The 17,160-nt window shown below is 64.8% G+C and carries 16 protein-coding genes; 2 read left to right on the top strand and 14 right to left on the bottom strand.

Features of this window, described 5'->3' with window-relative positions:
* Positions 1-78 precede the first annotated feature (78 nt).
* From ACRCYW_RS12130 to ACRCYW_RS12115, 4 genes are all read right to left on the bottom strand, one after another.
* Positions 79-1,557 carry a carboxypeptidase M32 gene (locus ACRCYW_RS12130; RefSeq protein ID WP_438550338.1) on the bottom strand — a complete coding sequence of 493 codons (1,479 nt, stop codon included), beginning with the start codon at positions 1,555-1,557 and terminating at the stop codon, positions 79-81.
* A gap of 115 nt (positions 1,558-1,672) precedes the next feature.
* Positions 1,673-2,254: a DNA endonuclease SmrA gene (gene smrA / locus ACRCYW_RS12125; RefSeq protein WP_438550337.1), complete on the bottom strand. Its 582-nt coding sequence runs from the start codon at positions 2,252-2,254 to the stop codon at positions 1,673-1,675.
* A 162-nt stretch (positions 2,255-2,416) separates the two neighbouring features.
* Entirely contained in the window at positions 2,417-2,566 is a 150-nt protein-coding gene (locus ACRCYW_RS12120; RefSeq protein WP_434666082.1) for a DUF3149 domain-containing protein, read from the bottom strand.
* 158 nt (positions 2,567-2,724) lie between these two features.
* Positions 2,725-3,612 carry a TraB/GumN family protein gene (locus tag ACRCYW_RS12115; RefSeq protein WP_438550336.1) on the bottom strand — a complete coding sequence of 296 codons (888 nt, stop codon included), beginning with the start codon at positions 3,610-3,612 and terminating at the stop codon, positions 2,725-2,727.
* A gap of 86 nt (positions 3,613-3,698) precedes the next feature.
* On the opposite strand from ACRCYW_RS12115, the gene ACRCYW_RS12110 reads away from it, so the two are divergent.
* Positions 3,699-4,031: a DUF1904 family protein gene (locus ACRCYW_RS12110; protein WP_438550335.1), complete on the top strand. Its 333-nt coding sequence runs from the start codon at positions 3,699-3,701 to the stop codon at positions 4,029-4,031.
* Positions 4,032-4,165: 134 nt separating this feature from the next.
* On the opposite strand, the gene ACRCYW_RS12105 is transcribed toward ACRCYW_RS12110, so the two are convergent.
* From ACRCYW_RS12105 to ltnD, 10 genes are all read right to left on the bottom strand, one after another.
* Entirely contained in the window at positions 4,166-4,996 is an 831-nt protein-coding gene (locus ACRCYW_RS12105; RefSeq protein ID WP_438550497.1) for an SDR family oxidoreductase, read from the bottom strand.
* 111 nt (positions 4,997-5,107) lie between these two features.
* Positions 5,108-6,544: an OprD family outer membrane porin gene (locus tag ACRCYW_RS12100; RefSeq protein WP_438550334.1), complete on the bottom strand. Its 1,437-nt coding sequence runs from the start codon at positions 6,542-6,544 to the stop codon at positions 5,108-5,110.
* A 492-nt stretch (positions 6,545-7,036) separates the two neighbouring features.
* The gene (locus ACRCYW_RS12095) at positions 7,037-8,971 is read right to left on the bottom strand and encodes a methyl-accepting chemotaxis protein (protein ID WP_438550333.1); all 1,935 of its coding nucleotides are present in this window, start codon (positions 8,969-8,971) and stop codon (positions 7,037-7,039) included.
* A 59-nt stretch (positions 8,972-9,030) separates the two neighbouring features.
* Complete coding sequence (locus tag ACRCYW_RS12090; protein ID WP_438550332.1) at positions 9,031-9,921, bottom strand: DMT family transporter; 891 nt, start codon at positions 9,919-9,921, stop codon at positions 9,031-9,033.
* Positions 9,922-10,006: 85 nt separating this feature from the next.
* Entirely contained in the window at positions 10,007-11,512 is a 1,506-nt protein-coding gene (locus ACRCYW_RS12085; RefSeq protein ID WP_438550331.1) for a GntP family permease, read from the bottom strand.
* Entirely contained in the window at positions 11,509-12,459 is a 951-nt protein-coding gene (gene denD / locus ACRCYW_RS12080; RefSeq protein ID WP_438550330.1) for a D-erythronate dehydrogenase, read from the bottom strand. Before denD ends, ACRCYW_RS12085 begins: the two co-directional genes overlap by 4 nt.
* Positions 12,460-12,499: 40 nt before the next feature.
* Positions 12,500-13,273 (bottom strand): 2-oxo-tetronate isomerase, encoded by a 774-nt coding sequence (gene otnI / locus ACRCYW_RS12075; protein ID WP_438550329.1) that lies wholly within the window; start codon positions 13,271-13,273, stop codon positions 12,500-12,502.
* 61 nt (positions 13,274-13,334) lie between these two features.
* Complete coding sequence (gene otnC / locus ACRCYW_RS12070) at positions 13,335-13,967, bottom strand: 3-oxo-tetronate 4-phosphate decarboxylase (protein WP_438550328.1); 633 nt, start codon at positions 13,965-13,967, stop codon at positions 13,335-13,337.
* Complete coding sequence (gene otnK / locus ACRCYW_RS12065) at positions 13,960-15,210, bottom strand: 3-oxo-tetronate kinase (RefSeq protein ID WP_438550327.1); 1,251 nt, start codon at positions 15,208-15,210, stop codon at positions 13,960-13,962. The genes otnC and otnK overlap by 8 nt, the downstream gene beginning before the upstream one ends.
* Entirely contained in the window at positions 15,207-16,115 is a 909-nt protein-coding gene (gene ltnD / locus ACRCYW_RS12060; RefSeq protein WP_438550326.1) for an L-threonate dehydrogenase, read from the bottom strand. Before ltnD ends, otnK begins: the two co-directional genes overlap by 4 nt.
* 244 nt (positions 16,116-16,359) lie before the next feature.
* On the opposite strand from ltnD, the gene ACRCYW_RS12055 reads away from it, so the two are divergent.
* Positions 16,360-17,142, top strand: a complete 783-nt coding sequence (locus ACRCYW_RS12055; protein WP_438550325.1) for a DeoR family transcriptional regulator — start codon at positions 16,360-16,362, stop codon at positions 17,140-17,142.
* Positions 17,143-17,160 lie beyond the last annotated feature (18 nt).

Below are 17,160 nucleotides of genomic sequence, written 5' to 3'. Positions count from 1 at the left end.
TCGGCGGCGGGATATCGCGGGAAAGAGGGATAAAAACGGCGCCCTCGTTCGGGGCGCCGTTTTTGTGCCGAGGCAAGCTTACTTCAGATAACGCTGCTCGAGGTGCTTGCGCAGCCACTGCGGGTTCAGCGCCTCGCCGGTCGCGTTGCGAATGAGCGTGTCGGTGTCATGCACGCTGCCCTGGGACCAGATGTGGCGGCCGAGCCACGCGAGGATCTCCGGCAACCGGCCCGCGGCGATCAGGTTGCCCATCTCGCCGAGCTCCCGCTCCAGCGCGAAGCGCAATTGAGCGGCATACATGGCACCGAGCGTGTAGCTCGGGAAGTAGCCAAAGGAGCCATCCGTCCAGTGGATGTCCTGCATGCAGCCATTCTGGTAGTTGCCCTTCGTGGACAGGCCGAGCCACTGCTGCATCTTCATGTCCCACAGCTCCGGGATGTCGGCCACCTCGATGCACCCTTCCATCAGATCGCGCTCCAGCTCGTAGCGCAAAATCACGTGGGCGGGATAGGTCACCTCGTCCGCATCGACGCGGATAAGGCCCGGCTCGACGCGGTTGTACAGCTTCACGAGGTTCGCGGGATCGAGTGCCGGTTGATCGCCGAAGTGCGCGCGGATGCGCGGCGCTATCAGCGACAGGAACGCCGGGGAGTGACCGAGCTGCATCTCGCAGAACAGGCTCTGGCTCTCGTGCACGCCCATGGAGCGCGCCTCGGCCACCGGTTGGCCCAGCAGCTGGCGCGGAAGCCCCTGCTCGTAACGGGCATGGCCCGTCTCGTGGACGATGCCCATCAGACTGGAGACGAACTCGGCCTCGCTGTATCGCGTGGTGATGCGCACGTCCGTCGGCACGCCGCCACAGAAGGGGTGGCTGCTCACGTCGAGCCGACCGTGCGCAAAATCGAAGCCGAGCAGCCCCATCACCTCCTGGCCGAGCGCCTGCTGGGTCGCGACTGGGAAGGGGCCTTGCGGGATCAGCAGGGTGTCGCGTTTTTGCTGTTCGCTCACGCGCTGGATAAGGTCGGGCAGCCAGCTCGTCAGATCGCCGAAGATGCCGTCCAGCCGGGCGCTCGTCATGCCGGGCTCATACAGCGCCAGCATGGCGTCGTAGGGGCGCACGTTCAGTGCCTCGGCGCGCAAGGTAGCGACCTCCCGCGACAGTTTCACCACCTCCTTGAGATTCGGGGCGAAGCCGGCCCAGTCGTTCTCCTTGCGCTGACGGCGCCAGGCGTGCTCGCACTTGCTGCCGGCCAAGGAGAACGCCTCCACCAGCTCGCCGGGCAGCAGGCTCGCATCCTGCCAGTGGCGCTTGATCTCCGCGAGATTCGCACGCTGGATAGCGTCCAGCGACTCGCTTTCTGCTTTGGCTATCCAGTCGCCGAGCTCGGGGGCTATGCGTTTCTCGTGGATGAGCACGCCGAGTTCGGCCATGGCCTCGGCTCGCGCCTCGTTGCCCCCTTCCGGCATCATGGCGGCCTGATCCCAGCCGCAGATGGCGGAGAGGTGGGAGAGCCGGTGCAACTGTTGCTGATGTTTTTCAAGCTTTTGATATGACATGGGATTGTCCTTGTTATCGTCCCTGAGAGTATGCACCCCGTACCTGGCATGATCGGGGCGTCATGATGCTAGCACCGGCTTCGGGTGCCTCGCCACTCCAGGGTGTGCAGGGGGCTCAGGGGAGGCGCTTCTGGTGGCGCTCGCGGTTCTCGGCCTTCTTGCGCTCGCTCTTTCGCAGCAGCACATAGAGCGCGCCACTGCCGCCGTGGCGGCGCTCGGCGCTGTGCATGGCCATGACCGCCGGCAGTTGCGGCAGCCAGGCGCTGACGTGGCTCTTGAGCATGGCGCGCGGGGTGCTGCGCTCCCCCTTGCCGTGCAGGATCAGCAGGCAGCGGATGTCCCGCAGTTCGCAATCCGCGATGAACTGCGCCAGGGCGGTTCGCGCCTCGTTGAGGCTCTTCTGGTGCAGATCCAGGCTCGCCTGCAGCTCGTATTTGCCGAGCCGCAGCTTCTTGTAGACCCCCTCCTGCACCCCGTCGCGCTTGAAGCCGGCGATCTCGTGGGGATCCAGCAGCGGTATGGCCTCCATGCTGAGCATGTCCTGGGGCAATGGGCCGGCGCTGGCGGCCTGGCGGCGCGCAAGCTGGGCCTCGGTCGGGGCGCTGTCGCCCCCCTGGGGCGTGATCCGGTCGCTGCGAAGGGGCCGCACATCGGCGACCTCCTGCAGGAAGAGTGAGTATTCGTCGTCATGTGGCACGGCAGGCTCCCCCCATGAAAATGAGGGGGCATTATAGCGGGCTAGGCCCGCGCTTAGAATGACGGCACGGGGGAGGTGGCGCCTGCAGATGGGAGAGGGCGCCCGAACGAGCGCCCGGACCCGTACTTCCCTCGGCGAGTGTGTATCACCCGCATCGCGGGATTACTGCTCTTCCGTCGGCGGCTTGGCGTGCATCACCTTGTAGATGAAGTAGACGGCGTAGGCGCTGATCAGCAGGAAGGTGCCGATTATCACCAGCATGGACATCAGGCCCACGCTGTTGCCAAACATCAGGTTCATCCAGAATTCCATCACATCCACTCCTGTCATCCCTTGGTGACAGGCATGATAGATACCTCTTTGGATGGAAGGAGATGATCCCGATCAAGTCCCGTTGTGGTTATTTAACCGGCAATCCGTTCTGTGAGCGGCCTCTCACTCGGGGCGAGGGGAGGCCGCGGTAAGAAGGTTTATTGGGCCGCGGGCGGGGTCGGCTCGGTGAGGGGGGTGATGCGCCAGCCTTGCCGCTCCAGCAGGGCCAGCAACCCCTGCTCGCCGTAAAGATGCAGGGCGCCTACCACGATAAAGCTCTCGTTGGGCAGGGTCGACCACTTCGCCACCCAGTTGTGGTTGCGCTCCGCCAGCAGGGTCTGCTCCAGCCAGGCCTGCAGCTTGGGTGGCGCCATCTCCTCTTTCAGCAGGTTGATCAGGGTCGCCTGATCGCCGTTTTGCCAGGCGCTCATCACTTCGCCAAAGCCCTTCTCCAGCTCCGGCAGTTCGTCCAGGGTGCTCTCCAGCATCAGGGTCTGGTTGTCGCCGACGCTGGCGAGGTAGCCGAGCTGCTCCAGCAGGGTCTCCAGGCCGACGATGGGTTTGCCCCCCTCGCTCGCCCGCTTGGCGAAGTGTTGATCCACCCCGTATTGGCCGCTGAAGCCGGTGCGTTCCAGGGCCGCCTGGGTCAGGGTGATGGCCGCAAACCAGGGGCGCAGCGGGGTCAGGATGGCTTCATTGAGGCCGTTCTGGCCGGCGGCGATCAGGGTGCGTCGGTAGAGGTCGATGGGCAGGTGATCCTTGAGGGTCTTGCCATCGACGAGCCGGGTGATGGCCCCCATCTCCTGCCACTGCGCCTGGCTGACATGGGTCATGTCGACCTCCATCACCAGGGCGCGGCTCTGTTGCCAGGCGCGCTCCACGGGATCCGGCAAGGGGTAGAGGGAGGGTTTGCCCGCGTGGATGGAGCCCAGCAGCCAGTGTTGTTCACTGCCTTTCTCGATGCGATAGAAGGCCGGGTCGGCGAGGGCCTGCAGCGGCAGCAGCAGGCAGATCAGGAAGGAGAACAGCGGTCGATGGAATCTCATGGGGCTCCTTATATGAACGGATGACTTGGCTTCATGGCAATAAACCCTATGATAAGTCCTCATTCGTCACAGCCAAGAGGTTTCCCATGCCCCACCTTCGCTTTCGGGCAGTTTCTGTCGACACCCTGCAGCAGATAAGCGCCCCTCTGACGGCGGATCTCTGCGCCCTCACCGGCGGCAAGCCGGAGTTTGTCACCCTGGAGTCTGTGCCGAGCCAGTGGGTGCGAGACGGCCAGGTGGAGGCGGGTTTCCCCTTCGTGGAGCTGGTCTGGTTCGAGCGTCCCCAGGAGATGCAGGATACCGCCGCCGCCCTCATCACCCGCCATCTGAAGGCGGTACTGGGGGAGCAGACCTATGTGGTGGTGCAGGTGCTGCCTATCGTCAAAAGCCAGTACTACAGCAACGGTCAGCACTACTGAGCGGGGGACGGGAGAGGGATCCCAGGTGGTACAGGCCCTCTCCATCCTTGTCAAAAGCCAGTGTTACAGCCAGGGCGAGCACTACTGAATGATGCCAGGGTGGACTGGGTTGTGGGCCCAATCCTTGCCCGGAGTCAGGCGGATTTTATCAGCAGCTTGTCCAGCCAGCGGCTCGGCAGCAGGCGGCGCAGCACGGTGAACAGCCTGGTCGGGAAGGTGACGGGGTAGCGGTGTTTCGGCCGCTTGCTCCTGAGTGCATGCAGCAGTGGCGGGATGCAGGCCTCGCTTGGCAGGGTGAAGCCGCGGGCCCCCCCTTCACGTTCCAGCCGGCTCAGGGTCTGCTGATAAGCGGCGCTGTGGCGGCTAGTGTCGGGATCGATGTGGCGCAGGAAGGCGGCGCGGGCATTGGCGCGAAAACGGGTGTCGATGGGGCCGGGCTCTATCAGGCTGACCTGTACCCCGGTGCCCGCGAGTTCGAGGCGCAGGGTATCTGTGTAGCCCTCTATGGCGAACTTGCTGGCGTTGTAGGCGCCGCGAAATTTCATGGCTACCAGGCCGAGCACCGAGCTGTTCTGTACTATGCGCCCCTCTCCCACCGCCAGCATGGCGGGCAGTACCTCGCGAATGAGCTGATGCCAGCCGAACAGGTTGGTGTTGAACTGTTCCCGCAGCGCCGCCGTGGGCAGGTCTTCGAGCGCTCCCGGCTGGCCGTAGGCCCCGTTGTTGAACAGGCCGTAGAGGCGACCGCCGGCCAGGGCCAGCGCCTCGGCGGCCCCCCGGCTGATGCTGGCCTCATCCGCGAGATCCAGTTGCACCGCCAATAACCCCAGCTGTTGCAGCCGTGCCACATCCTCCTGCCTGCGGGCCGAGGCGATGACGGTGAAGCCCTGGTCGCCGAGGGCCCTGGCGGCGGCGAGGCCGATGCCGCTTGAGCAGCCTGTGATGAGCACGAAGGGGTGGGGCATGGGCAGGTGTCCTTGATGACGGTCGAGTCCTGTGATGGGCATGGTAGCCTGCCCCGCCCAAAAACAAAACCGGGCCCAAGGGCCCGGTTTCCGGATGATTCACGCTCCCGATTACAGGATGGTGAACGGCATGATGATGTGGAACTTGACGTCATGCTCGGAGCTGAACATGTTCGGGTAGTACCAGCTGCCCTTGTCGTCCTGCTCGTTGTTGTAGTCGGTGTAGTGCAGCTTGAACAGGGTGCCCTTCAGCTTGCCGTCTTGCACCGTGTACATGACGTCGAAGTTGGCCGCCCACTCTTTGCCGCCTTCCAGGGAGCTGTCGCCGTTGTTGGCATCCCAGCCGTAGGCACCGGATACGCCGACTGCCCAGCCAGGAGCTCCCACCAGATCGTCCAGGGTACGGGTTACGCCGAAGAACAGCGCCTTCTCGTCGTTGTGGTTCCAGTCAGAGCGGGAATCCCACCAGATCTCGTTCGCGCCCTGGGAGTTGCCGTAGCCACGGGTCAGACGGGGCAGGTAGTTGCCCAGATCCCCTTCGGCCTTGGTCCACAGACCTTCCAGACGGAAGCCGTACTGGGCGTAGTTCCAGGAGGCGGTCAGCGCTTGCTGCCATGCCAGGCCATCGTAATCGCTGTTGTCGGTGTCGGAACCGTAGAACTGGTAGCTGGTGGAGAGGCCACCCAGCACGTCAAACTTGTGAGCCAGCTTGAAGTGGTAGCTGTCCATGTAGCCTTCGGACTGACCGAAGCCACCGGTGACCGCGGTGCCGTTCTCGAAGGTGTAGCGAGCGGCCAGACCGTGGATGTAGTCGATCTTGTTCGCGTCGGTGAAGGGATCGCTGGCATAGGGGCTGCTCTTGGAGAAGCCGGCGGTGTTCTTGAACCAGGGCGCCTTGTACTCATCGGCGATGGCATAGGTCAGGTAGAGACCACCGAAGTTGCCTTCGATCTGGCCACCGCGGTAGGTACCGGGTTGATAGGACCAGTTGACGCCGAGGATACCGGGAACGTAGAGCTGGGTGAAACCACCCTTGGCGGTGACAGCACCATCGAAGAATTTCAGTTTCAGGGCGGCGGTGGAGAGGCTGAAGCCATTCTCGGGAACACCGTCACCACCTGAACCCCACTTGTCGCCCCAGAAGGAGAATTCGTTCTCTTCGTTGACGCCGTTGCTCTCGTCGACGGCCAGGTCATAGGCGCCGAAGCCGCCCACGTCGATACCGACCACATCCCAGGCATAACCGGAGTTGAAGTTAAGGGCGGCTTGGGTGGTGGCATGGCTCAGGTTGGAGTGGTACTTGCCATCTTGGGCTGGCACATACTCGCCCTTATCGTTGTAATGGGCATCTTGTGCTTGTTTACGGTCACGTTCACGCTGGAAGTAGAACAGACCGCCGGTGACTTTGGCGTCTTCGGCAAACGCCTCATAGGATTTTCCGTAACCCGGACCCATAGTGTCTTGGGCGGCGAAGGCCATTCCCGGGGCAGCCAGTGCGGCAACCACAGCGGCGCTCAAGGCGGCACGCTTGAAAATCACTTTTTCCATTTTGTATTGCTCCTGATTTTATGGACTTAGCTTTTTTTGTGTCCGGCAGTCAGGCATGGGCCCGCCGCTCGGTAATGGCATTGCAATCAAGGCCCCGCAGGGCAAAAAAGAGTCGTTTGTCTGTGCTGTGCCCCTCCCTGTATGCCTTGGCGCATCAGTGGGGGTATCTGTGTATTTACAATCTTTATTTTTTATGTCCAACCCTTGGCGGCCAGACACCACAAGAGTACGTTCGCGGTGCGAAATATCAACATGAAGTTCCATTGAAGTTTCAAAAATATGACCGAGTGCAAATAATCATGACCCTTGGTGTGGACACTGTGATCCCGCGCATATCGGCGATGACAGCGCTTTCATGGCGCAATGGCCGTTGCCGTGGATGAAACTCGGTGAGGAAGCAGAACTTTCTTTGTTAACCGGCCGGTAACAGATAATTTTGTGACACGAAAAAAGATGGGCCCCGCCAGCCCATGCCGGATCAGTGGCGAGGGATCAGGCCTGCCCCAGGATGCGGGGGATCTGCCGGGCCTGGTGGTGGATGTGCTCCGATACCTGCACCGAGAGCTGGCTGCCCTGACGGGCGTGCTGGCTGATGCGACCGATGAGGGCGGCGAAGCTGGCCAGCCTGTGCTCCTGGCTCCTGGCGTTGTCGGCTCCCTGCAGGGCGATGACGGCGGTGCTGCGGGCCATCTCCCGCACCGTCTGGGTGGTCTGGCGAAGCTGCTCGGCCTGGCGGCGCTGGCCGGCGGCCTCGCTGGTGATCCGGGTCAGCACGGTGGCGAGCTGATCCCCGGCCAGGGTCAGGCTCGCCAGGATCTCGGTGATCTGGCCGAGGGAGCGCTGGGTGTCGGCGGAGAGGTGGCGCACCTCGTCGGCGACCACGGCGAAGCCGCGCCCCTGCTCACCGGCCCGGGCCGCTTCTATGGCGGCGTTGAGGGCCAGCAGATTGGTCTGCTGGGAGATGTGGCCGATGACGTCGACGATGGCCGTGACGTCCTCCACCGAGCGTTTGAGCTGGGTCAGGGCACCGCTGCTCTCGTCGATGGCGAGGCCGGTCTGGGTGGTGGCGGCCAACATGCCCCCCACCAGTTGCTCGCTCTGGCTCATGGAGTGTTCGTTGTGCTGGGCGTGCTGGGCTATCTCGGCGGCGACCTGATGGACCTCGCTGGCGAGCTGGTTCAGCTCGCTCATCATGGTGCCGCTCTCGTCTACCACCTGCTCCGTGGTGCGGGTGCTGTGATGGATCTCCTGCACCCGATCCACCATCTCCTGCAGGCTCAGGGAAACGCTCGACAGCTGCCCCGCCTTCTGTTGCTGATCCTGCTGCAGACGCAGGATGAGGCGGTTGTAGCTCGCGACTATGTCGGCGAGTTCGTTGCGCTCCCGGCCCTCGGGCAGCATCTGCGCCTCGCCGGTGGCGTCGAGTCGCAGGAAGGCGCCGCGAAGTTGCAGCAGCGGCCTCACCAGCCAGCGTCGCTGCACCAGGGCAAACAGCAGGGCCACCACCACCAGGCTGAGGGCGAGGGAACCCAGGATAGCGGCGAGCTCCTTGTTCACTCCCTGACGCTTTGCGGCGAGCCGTTCTCCGAGCGTCTCCCCCTCTTTGAGCAGCAAACGGATGTCCTGCTGCACCATCTGCCGCGCCTCCTGCTGCCGTTGCAACGTCTTGCGGCTGTTTTCCAGCTCCTGGGGGTAGCGCTTGAGCAGGGAGACCAGCTCGGCTCTGGGCTGATCGCCGAGCTCCTTGCGCGCCGGCTCCCCCAGGGTGAACTCATCGGCGGGAGCCTCCTCGAACAGCTTCAGGCTCGGCAGGGTTGCCAGCATGTCCGCCTGCTTTTGCAGGGCGGCGAGCTCGAACTGCAAGCCTTCCAGCAGCTTGGGGCTCCCTTGCTCCATGTAGTTCTGACGCAGGTGGCCGAGGCCGGGCAGGGTCGCCAGCAGGTCGGCGGCCCCCTGCCGATACCGATCGGCACTGGCGGGATCGTCTCCCGTGGCGCCCTGCTGGCCATAACGCAGCAGGGCCTTGGCATGGGTGGTCAGCTCGTTCTCTGCGTTTTGCAGCAGCAACTGGCTGTTGCCGGAGAGCTTGCCCGCCGCCAGATAGTCCCCGTCGATGCGGGTGCCCATCTGTTCCAGCAGGGTGTGCAGGGGGGCGCTCTGCTCGGGATCCTGCTGCTCCAGCTGGCCGAGGGCCTGCTTGCGTACCCCCTGCGCCTCGGTCAGGCGCAGGGGATCGCCGCTGCCGAGGTAGTCGCGCAGCGCCTCTTGCAGGGGGCCGCTGAGCCGCTGTTGCAGTCGCTCGTGCTGGCGCTGGGCCAGTTCGGTCTCATTGAGCTGCTGCCAGCCATGGAACAGGGCCGCGGCCTGAGTGCCGGCGACCAGCAGCAAGACGAGGGAGGAGAGGGAGGCATAATGGGCAATCTTCACGTCAACATCCTGCTTGAACCACGCAATGGCTGCGAGCTTAAGCAGGAGTGATGGCGTTTTTATGACAAGGGTTTGGCAACCCCCTGACGCTTCGGGGATTTCACCAGCAGGCCGAGCAGGGCGCCCCCCATGATGAGGGCCCCCGCCAGCAGGTGGCGGGAGGTGAGTGCCTCGCCGTTCAGCCACACCAGCAGCAGGGTGCTGAGGAGCGGTGTCAGGTAGGCCAGGGCCCCGATGCGGCGGGGATCCCCGTCTCGCAGCGCCAGGTACCAGGTGACGAAGGCCGCCCCCATGGGGCCGAGGGCCAGCCCGGCGATGAGCAACCAGTCCGCCTGGGGGATCTGGTCGAGGGGTAGGGGCCCTTCCAATCCCCGGGCGAGCAGCAGGGCCAGGATCCCGGCGGGCAGGCAGGCGGCGGCGGTGACCACGGCGGGAGCGGGGGGCAGGCGGCGGGAGAGTACCGAGTAGGCCCCCCAGACGATGGCGGCGCCCAGCGCCAGCAGGTAACCGGGGAGATAGGCCTGCTGCAGTTTCAGCTCCCCATCCACCATCACCAGCACGGAGCCGGCGAGGCCCAGGGCCCCCGCCAGCAGGTGCTGGGGCCGCAGGGGATGGCCCGGCAACAGCAGCGGCGTGAACAAGATGATGCACAGGGGCCAGAGGTAGTTGATGAGATTCGCCTCCAGTACGGGGGCATGGCGAAAGCTCATGAACAGCAGGCTGTGATAGAGCAGCAGGGCCGCTATGGTCACCAGCCAGGTGACGGGGCGGGCCCGCCACTGGCGCCAGAACGGCAGGGCGCCCAGGCCACAGAAGGAGAGCACCAGCCCCACCAGCACTAGGGGGGAGACGCTGGTGACTCTGGAGGTGAGGGCGGCGAGGGAGGCCCACAGCAAGATGGTGAGCAGGGCCAGGGCGGTGGATCTATCCCACCAGGAAACAGCAGACATCCAGCACTCCTTGGCAGATGCATGAAAAAGAGGGCCAGTCTAGCAGACTGGCCCTCGTCACACAGCGTTCCCGTGTTCTGTTCGCTTATGACTCCCGGCTCGCCACCGCACCGGTCGCGGGGGCCAGGGACTGGCCCTTGACGTACCAGACGATGAGCGCAAGCACCAGCAGCGGCAGCACGGGGTCAAACCAGGTGCCACCGGAGCCGAACAGCAGGTTCAGCAGGGCGACGCCGGTGCCGCCGATGGCCCAGGCGATGGTGGTGGGGATGGACCAGACGATCATCTGCTGCTTCACGTCCGAGATCCCCATCATGCGGTTGACCACCCAGAACAGGCTGTCGTTGAAGTAGCCGAAGAAGAGGGACCCCATGGTGGCGGCCTGGGCCGCCAGCAGCATGTTGACCCCGGGGATCTGGGCCAGTATGGGGGCCGAGATGGAGGCCGCGGTCACCATGGCCACAGTGCCGGATCCCTGGATGAGGCGCACCAGGGTCGCGACGATGAAGGGGATCAGTATGGGGGAGATGGGCAGCTGGGCGATCTGCTCCGCCAGCTGCTGACCCGCCCCGCTGTCCCGCAGCACGGCACCGAGCGCACCACCGGCACCGGTCACCAGCAATATGATGCCGGCCGATTGCAGCCCCTCTTCCAGGCGGGCGGCGGTGGCGTGCCTGTCCATGTGCGGCACTAGCGTGTAGACCGCCAGCAGCACGCTGATGGCGAGCGCTATGATGGGGGCGCCGATGAAGTTGATGCCCTGCACCAGGGGGTTGGCGGCCAGGCTCTCCATGCCCTCCAAAGTGGCCAGGGTGGTGAAGATGGCCTTGAGGAAGATGAGCACGATCGGCACCAGGATCGGCAGCAGGGACAGGGTCAGGCTCGGCAGGGGCTTGCCTTCCTTCTCCTTGAGGTAGGTCTCATAGGTGGCCTGCATCTCATCCGGGGTCTGGGCGACCTGGGCACTGAACTCGGGGTATTTCTTGTCCAGCCACTGGGCGTAGAAGACGATGCCGAGTACGCAGGGGATGGCCAGCGTCATGCCCGTCAGCAGCATGGCGCCGATGTCCACGCCGAACAGGCCGGCGACGCCGAGGGGACCCGGGGTCGGCGGTACCGTGTGGTGGGTCACCACCAGGCCGCCCGCGAGCGCCACGCCGAGGGTGAGCAGGGAGCGCTTGCCGCTTTTCGCCAGCGCCTTCGCGACCGGGTAGAGGATGACGAAGGCGGAATCCACGAAGATGGGGATGCTGACGATATAGCCCGTGATGGCCAGGGCCCACTCCTCGCGGCGCTTGCCGAGCCACTTGATGAAGCTGTAGGCGATCTGCTCGGCCGCCCCCGAGACCTCCAGCAGGCGACCCATCATGACCCCCAGGCCGATGACGATGCCTATGCTGCCGAGGGTGGAGCCAAAGCCCTGGGTGATGACGGTGAGGGTCTTGTCGATGCTCATGCCGCCCGTGATGCCGGCGATGCAGGCCGCCGCCAGCATGGCGATCAGGGCGTGTACCCGGGTGCGGATCACCAGGAACACCAGCACGAAGACCGCGATGATGAGACCTATGATGGGGGTTGGGATGTCGCTCATGATGCCTCCTGCATGTCATGGGTGATGAAACTGTCGATGATGTCGGCAAACGTCCTGTCTGCTGTGAAGCCGAGGGCATGGGCCCGTTGGTTGTCGATGCGCCCCGGCCAGCTGGCGACGATACGCTCGACGGCCGCATCGGCGGCAAACTGCACCCGTTCCCGGGCCGCGGCGCCCCCCGCATGGCCGAGGGCGTCCAGCATCTCCCCCACGGTCACGCTGATGCCGGGCAGGTTGACGCTGCGCCAGTCACCTGTGGCCGGCAGCCTGGCCGCCAGCAGGAAGTTCGCCACCACGGTAGCCGGGCTGGAGAGCCAGAGCCGCAGTTCCGTGCTCACCGGGCAGATGGCCTGCTCTCCTTGCAGGGGCTCGCGGATGATGCTGCTGACGAAGGACGAGGCCGCCCGGTTCGGCTTGCCCGGCCGCACGCAGATGGTGGGCAGGCGCAGCACCAGACCGTCCACATAGCCCTTGCGGCTGTAATCGTTGACCAGGAGCTCCCCCATGGCCTTCTGGGCGCCATAGGAGGAGGTCGGGGTCAGGGCCGTGCCGTCATCCACCAGGGCGGGCAGGCGACCGCCGTAGACGGCCAGCGAGCTGGTGAAGATGAAGCGGATGCCGGGTTTGGTATGACGGCAGGCCTCCAGCAGGGTGCGGGTGGTGTCCAGGTTCACCTTCCAGCCGAGATCGAAGTCCTGCTCCGCATGGCTGCTGACGATGGCCGCCAGGTGATAGACGATGGCGGTCCGCTCGTTGATGAGGGACTCCGCCACACCGGGGGCGGTGAGATCAGCCTGCAGGCAGCGCACCCTGGCATCGGCGATGGGGGCCTGGGGCAGTTGAATATCCACCAGCAGCAGCTCGGTGAAGGGTTGTGTGCTCTGCAGCAGGGCTTTGGCCAGTTTCTGACCCAGGAAGCCACCACCGCCGGTGATGATGATTTGCATCTCGTTATCCTCAGACTCGTTCGTGTGTAGGGTGTCGTTGTTATTGTTGTGTGAGCCAGCCCAGCCCTTGGTGGGTGCCGGCTCTGGGGTTGTATTCGCAGCCTATCCAGTCGTGGTAGCCGACCCTGGCCAGCGCCTCGAACAGGTGGGGGTAAGCTAGCTCCCCCTCGTCCGGCTCGTGGCGATCCGGTACCGAGGCTATCTGGACGTGGCCGATGGCCGGGCCAAGCTTGCCGATGAGGCGGGTGAGATCCCCGTCCATGATCTGGGCGTGATAGAGATCGAGCTTCACAGCCACGTTGGGTCTGTCTATCTCCTGCACCAGGGCCAGGGCGTCGAGCTGATGGGCCAGGAAGTAGCCGGGCACGTCCCGATCGTTCAGGGGCTCGAGCAGCACACTGATGCCATCGGCGGCCAGGTAGTCGGCGGCGAAGCGGATGTTGTCGACCAGGGTCTGGCGATGGGCCGAGAGGCTATGGGCCGGATCGACGATGCCGCTCATGGCGTGCACCTTCTTGCAGCCGAGCGCCAGGGCGTAGTCCCGCACCCTGGGCAGATGGGCGCGAAATTCCTCCTCCCGCCCCGGGATGGCGGCCATGCCGCGCTCCCCCGCGCCCCAGTTGCCCGGCGGCATGTTGAACAGCGCCTGGGTCAGCTCCTGCTCGCGCAGCAGGCGGCCCAGCTCGGCGGCGGGCCAGTCGTAGGGGAAGAGGAACTCCACCGCCTCGAAGCCGGCGCGGCGCGCCTCGGCGAAACGCTCGAGGAAGGGGACCTCGGTAAACAACATGGTCAGATTGGCGGCAAACTTGCTCATGGCGTGATGTTCCTTCATTCGTTGAATTCGTATCGGGTCAGAGGGGCGCAGCGGGCTCGGCTCATGGCTTCATGCTCCGGAGTTCTTCTATCTCATGCTCACTCAGGTAGCGGATGGACTGGCCGTGCAGCAGCAGGGCGAGACGGGCCGTCTCCTCCAGCTCCTCCATGTTGTTGACCGCATCGACCAGATCCTTGCCTGTCACCACGGGGCCGTGGTTGGCGAGCAGGAAGGCCTTGCCATCTCGGGCCCGCTGACCCAGCTCCTCGGCGATGCGGGCATCCCCCGGCTTGTAGTAGGGGATGAGCGGCAACTGGCCGACCCGCATCACGTAGTAGGGGGTGAAGGGGCGGATGACGTTGGCCGGATCCAGCCCGTCCAGGCAGGAGAGGGCGGTGAGGTGGGTGCTGTGCAGGTGCACCACGGCCCGGCATTCGGGATTGTTGTGATAGAGCGCCAGGTGGAATGCCACCTCCTTGGAGGGGCGATCCCCATCCAGGTGCTCCCCCAGCAGGCTGATCCGGGAGAGGCGTTCCGCACTCAGGCGACCGAGGCAGGAGCCGGTGGGGGTGGCGATCAGGGTGCCGTCCGGCAGCAGGGCCGACAGGTTGCCCGCCCCGCCGGTGGCGTAGCCCCGCTGGAACAGAGAGGCCCCCAGCATCACCATGGTGTCGCGCAAGGCTTGTTCAGTCATGGAAGAACTCCTGTGCCTTGCTGAAGAAAGCCCCGTCACCGAAGTTGCCGGACTTGAGGGCCAGGGACAGGGGGGCATCCGTGGCCCGCACCCAGGGCACGCCGGGGGCGATCTGCGGGCCTATGTGAAACGCCTTCACGCCGAGGGCCTGGGTGACCCTGCTCGAGGTCTCGCCACCGGCGATGATGAAGCCGTCCACTCCGGCGCCGCGCAGCAGCCGGGCGAGCCGGGCGAAGCAGTGCTCTACCGCCCCGCTCGCCGCCTGCTGGCCGTGGCTCTGCTGGATGCGGGCCAGCTCCGCCGGGCTGGTGGTGGCATAGATCATTGGAGCGGGGGAGGAGGGCTGTGCCAGCACCCAGCGGGCGAGCTCCTTTGGGTAATCCGGGCGACCTAGGCAGGCATCTACCTCCAGCGCGAGGGAAGGCGCCTGCTTGCGGTAATGGGCCACCTGGCGGTTGGTCATCTCGGAGCAGGAGCCGGACAGCACCACGGCGCGCCGGGCGCTGGGCCAACCCGCCTCACGGGCACCCTGCAGATCGCCGCCGCCGAGGGCGCGGGCCAGACCGATGGCGAGGCCGGAGCCGCCGGTGAGCAGCGGCAGCGGCAGGCTGGCGGCGGCGATGTCCAGCAGGTGTTGCTCGTTGAGGGTATCCACCACGGCGTAACGTACCCTCTCGGCCTGCAGTTGCACGAAGGCGGTGGCGATGGCATCGGCACCCTGCGCTATGGTGGCGAAGGGCACCAGACCGGCACGGCCGGAGGCCTGGGCTTCCATCAGCCGCAGCAGGTTGCTGTCCTGCATGGGGGTGATGGGGTGGTGGCGCATGCCTGACTCGGCGAGCGGCTGGGGCCCCACGAACAGGTTGCCCTGATAGACGGTGCGGCCGTTGATCGGCAGGGCCGGGCAGATCAGGGTGAAGTCGTGACCCAAGGCCCCCAGCAGGGCATCGGTGACCGGGCCTATGTTGCCCTGGGCCGTGCTGTCGAAGGTGGAGCAGTATTTCTGGTAGATGCGCGGGCAGCCGCGGGCCTTGAGCCATGAGAGCGCCGCCAGGGAGTCGTGCACCGCCTCGTCCACCGGGCAGGAGCGGCTCTTGAGGCTGATGACGATGGCATCCACCTCGGGCAGGTCATGGTCTTTTGGGACGCCAGAGAGCTGCAGGGTGGAGAGGCCGTTCTCAACCAAAAATCCTGCTATATCGGTGGCGCCGGTGAAATCGTCTGCAATGACCCCGAGTTTCATGATCTCTCCTCCTGTCCCGGCAGCTGGATGCCGGAGAACGTCTTGATGACGGCGCTGTCGTCTTCATGTCCGTGGCCGGCATTGCTGGCGGCGAGGAACATGTTCAGGGCCGTGCTGGCCAGCGGCAGCGGGAAGTGCAGCGCCCTGGCGGTGTCTGCCACCAGGTTGAGATCCTTGACGAAGATATCCACCGCGGAGCGGGCCTGGTAGTCGCCGGTGAGCACGCGAGGCATGCGGTTTTCGAACATCCAGGAGTTGCCGGCGGCGTGGGTGACCACGTCATACATGAGATCCAGGGAGATGCCCGCCTTGCTCGCCAGCGCCATGGCCTCGGCGGCCACGGCGATGTGCACCCCGGCCAGCAGCTGGTGGATGATCTTCACCGTGCTGCCCTGGCCGGGGTCACTGCCGACCCGATAGACCCGGCCCGCGACCGCGTCCAGCACGGGGGCCAGCTTGTCGAAGGCGGCCTCGGCACCCGCTGCCATGACGGTCATCTCCCCCGCATCGGCCTTGATGGCGCCGCCGGAGACGGGAGCATCCAGCATCAGCAGCCCGAGTTGCGCCAGTTCGCCGGCGAGGGAGGCTGCATCCGCCGCCGATATGGTGGAGGAGATCATGACGGCGGTGCCCGGTTTGAGGTGGCGGGCCAGCCCTTCCTCCCCCAGCAGGATGCGGCGCACCTGGGCGGCGTTGACCACCAGCAGCAGGACGGCGTCCAGGGTCTCGGCGAGCGGTCTGGCGTCGGCCATGACGGCGGCGGCACCGGCCTGTTGCAGCTGGCTGCGGGCCGATTCACTGAGATCTATGCCGTAGGTGGTGAGCCCGGCCCGCAGGCAGGAGCGGGCGGCGCCCATGCCCATGGCACCCAGGCCGATGACGGCGACGTGGAAGGGAGTGCTCATCTGATGATTCCTCGGTAACGACTGATGAGTCGATAGTAGAGGCTTGCGGCGATGAAATATCAGGCGGTTGTCACAAAAATTAACTTAGTTTGTGTTAATTTTTGTTATTTCATTGAGATTGGATTTGTATGGGTCACACTTTTATGTGAATAAATGTGATTTGTGAGCCCCTTCGAGGTTATTTATCATTTTTTCCCAGATCACTGGGGTAGAATGACCCCTCTTTTCCCAAGGTGTGAACCCCATGATACCCGTAGAGCGACAGCAACAGATCCTGCACCTGCTGGCAGAACGCGGCGTGGTCAGCATATTGGAGCTGACCGAGTTGCTGCAGGTCTCCCACATGACCATACGGCGGGACATCCAGAAACTGGAGCAGATGGGGCGGGTACTCTCTGTATCTGGGGGGGTCAGCCTCTCCCAGCGGATCAAGAGCGAGCCCTCCCACGCTGCCAAGCGAAGCCTGATGCAGGGGGCCAAGCTCGCCATCGCCCGGCTGGCGGCCGCCCAGGTGGCGGAGGGCAGCAGCATCTATCTGGATGCGGGGACCACCTCCCTGGAGCTGGCCCGCGAGCTGGCGCTGCGGGAAGACTTGATGATAGTGACCAACGACTTCATGGTCTGCGCCTACCTCATCGAGCACGGCCGCTGCCGCCTCTATCACACCGGTGGTCAGGTCATTCGTGACAACCAGTCCTGCGCCGGCGAGGCGACCGCCCACTTCCTGCGCAACCTGCACCTGGACATAGCCTTCCTCTCTTCCTCTTCCTGGGACGGGCAGGGGATCTCCACCCCGAGCGAGCAGAAGGTGCCGGTGAAGCGGGCCGTGGTGGAGTCGGCGGCGAGCCGCATCCTCATCTGCGACTCGTCCAAATACGGCAAGGTGGGCACCTTCAACGTGGTGGGTTGGGATGCCATCGATCAGGTCATCACGGACGATCAGCTGCCGCAAAGCGCCCGGGAGCTGCTGGCCCAGCACGGGGTCAAGCTGACCATGGCGCCCCTGACCACGGTGGGCACAGATTAAGGGACTGTCTGGGGGCTG

Origin of the sequence: Aeromonas sp. (assembly GCF_051657805.1) — a bacterium.
Classification (GTDB): Bacteria; Pseudomonadota; Gammaproteobacteria; order Enterobacterales; family Aeromonadaceae; genus Aeromonas.
This window is presented reverse-complemented; position numbering and strand designations above follow the sequence as displayed.

What these genes read in the sequence shown, in the direction of transcription:
- ACRCYW_RS12130 (WP_438550338.1), bottom strand. Translation starts at nt 1,557, where the DNA reads ATGTCATATCAAAAGCTTGAAAAACATCAGCAACAGTTGCACCGGCTC.
- ACRCYW_RS12120 (WP_434666082.1), bottom strand. Translation starts at nt 2,566, where the DNA reads ATGGAATTCTGGATGAACCTGATGTTTGGCAACAGCGTGGGCCTGATG.
- ACRCYW_RS12115 (WP_438550336.1), bottom strand. Translation starts at nt 3,612, where the DNA reads ATGAGATTCCATCGACCGCTGTTCTCCTTCCTGATCTGCCTGCTGCTG.
- ACRCYW_RS12110 (WP_438550335.1), top strand. Translation starts at nt 3,699, where the DNA reads ATGCCCCACCTTCGCTTTCGGGCAGTTTCTGTCGACACCCTGCAGCAG.
- ACRCYW_RS12105 (WP_438550497.1), bottom strand. Translation starts at nt 4,996, where the DNA reads ATGCCCCACCCCTTCGTGCTCATCACAGGCTGCTCAAGCGGCATCGGC.
- ACRCYW_RS12100 (WP_438550334.1), bottom strand. Translation starts at nt 6,544, where the DNA reads ATGGAAAAAGTGATTTTCAAGCGTGCCGCCTTGAGCGCCGCTGTGGTT.
- ACRCYW_RS12090 (WP_438550332.1), bottom strand. Translation starts at nt 9,921, where the DNA reads ATGTCTGCTGTTTCCTGGTGGGATAGATCCACCGCCCTGGCCCTGCTC.
- ACRCYW_RS12085 (WP_438550331.1), bottom strand. Translation starts at nt 11,512, where the DNA reads ATGAGCGACATCCCAACCCCCATCATAGGTCTCATCATCGCGGTCTTC.
- denD (WP_438550330.1), bottom strand. Translation starts at nt 12,459, where the DNA reads ATGCAAATCATCATCACCGGCGGTGGTGGCTTCCTGGGTCAGAAACTG.
- otnI (WP_438550329.1), bottom strand. Translation starts at nt 13,273, where the DNA reads ATGAGCAAGTTTGCCGCCAATCTGACCATGTTGTTTACCGAGGTCCCC.
- otnC (WP_438550328.1), bottom strand. Translation starts at nt 13,967, where the DNA reads ATGACTGAACAAGCCTTGCGCGACACCATGGTGATGCTGGGGGCCTCT.
- otnK (WP_438550327.1), bottom strand. Translation starts at nt 15,210, where the DNA reads ATGAAACTCGGGGTCATTGCAGACGATTTCACCGGCGCCACCGATATA.
- ltnD (WP_438550326.1), bottom strand. Translation starts at nt 16,115, where the DNA reads ATGAGCACTCCCTTCCACGTCGCCGTCATCGGCCTGGGTGCCATGGGC.
- ACRCYW_RS12055 (WP_438550325.1), top strand. Translation starts at nt 16,360, where the DNA reads ATGATACCCGTAGAGCGACAGCAACAGATCCTGCACCTGCTGGCAGAA.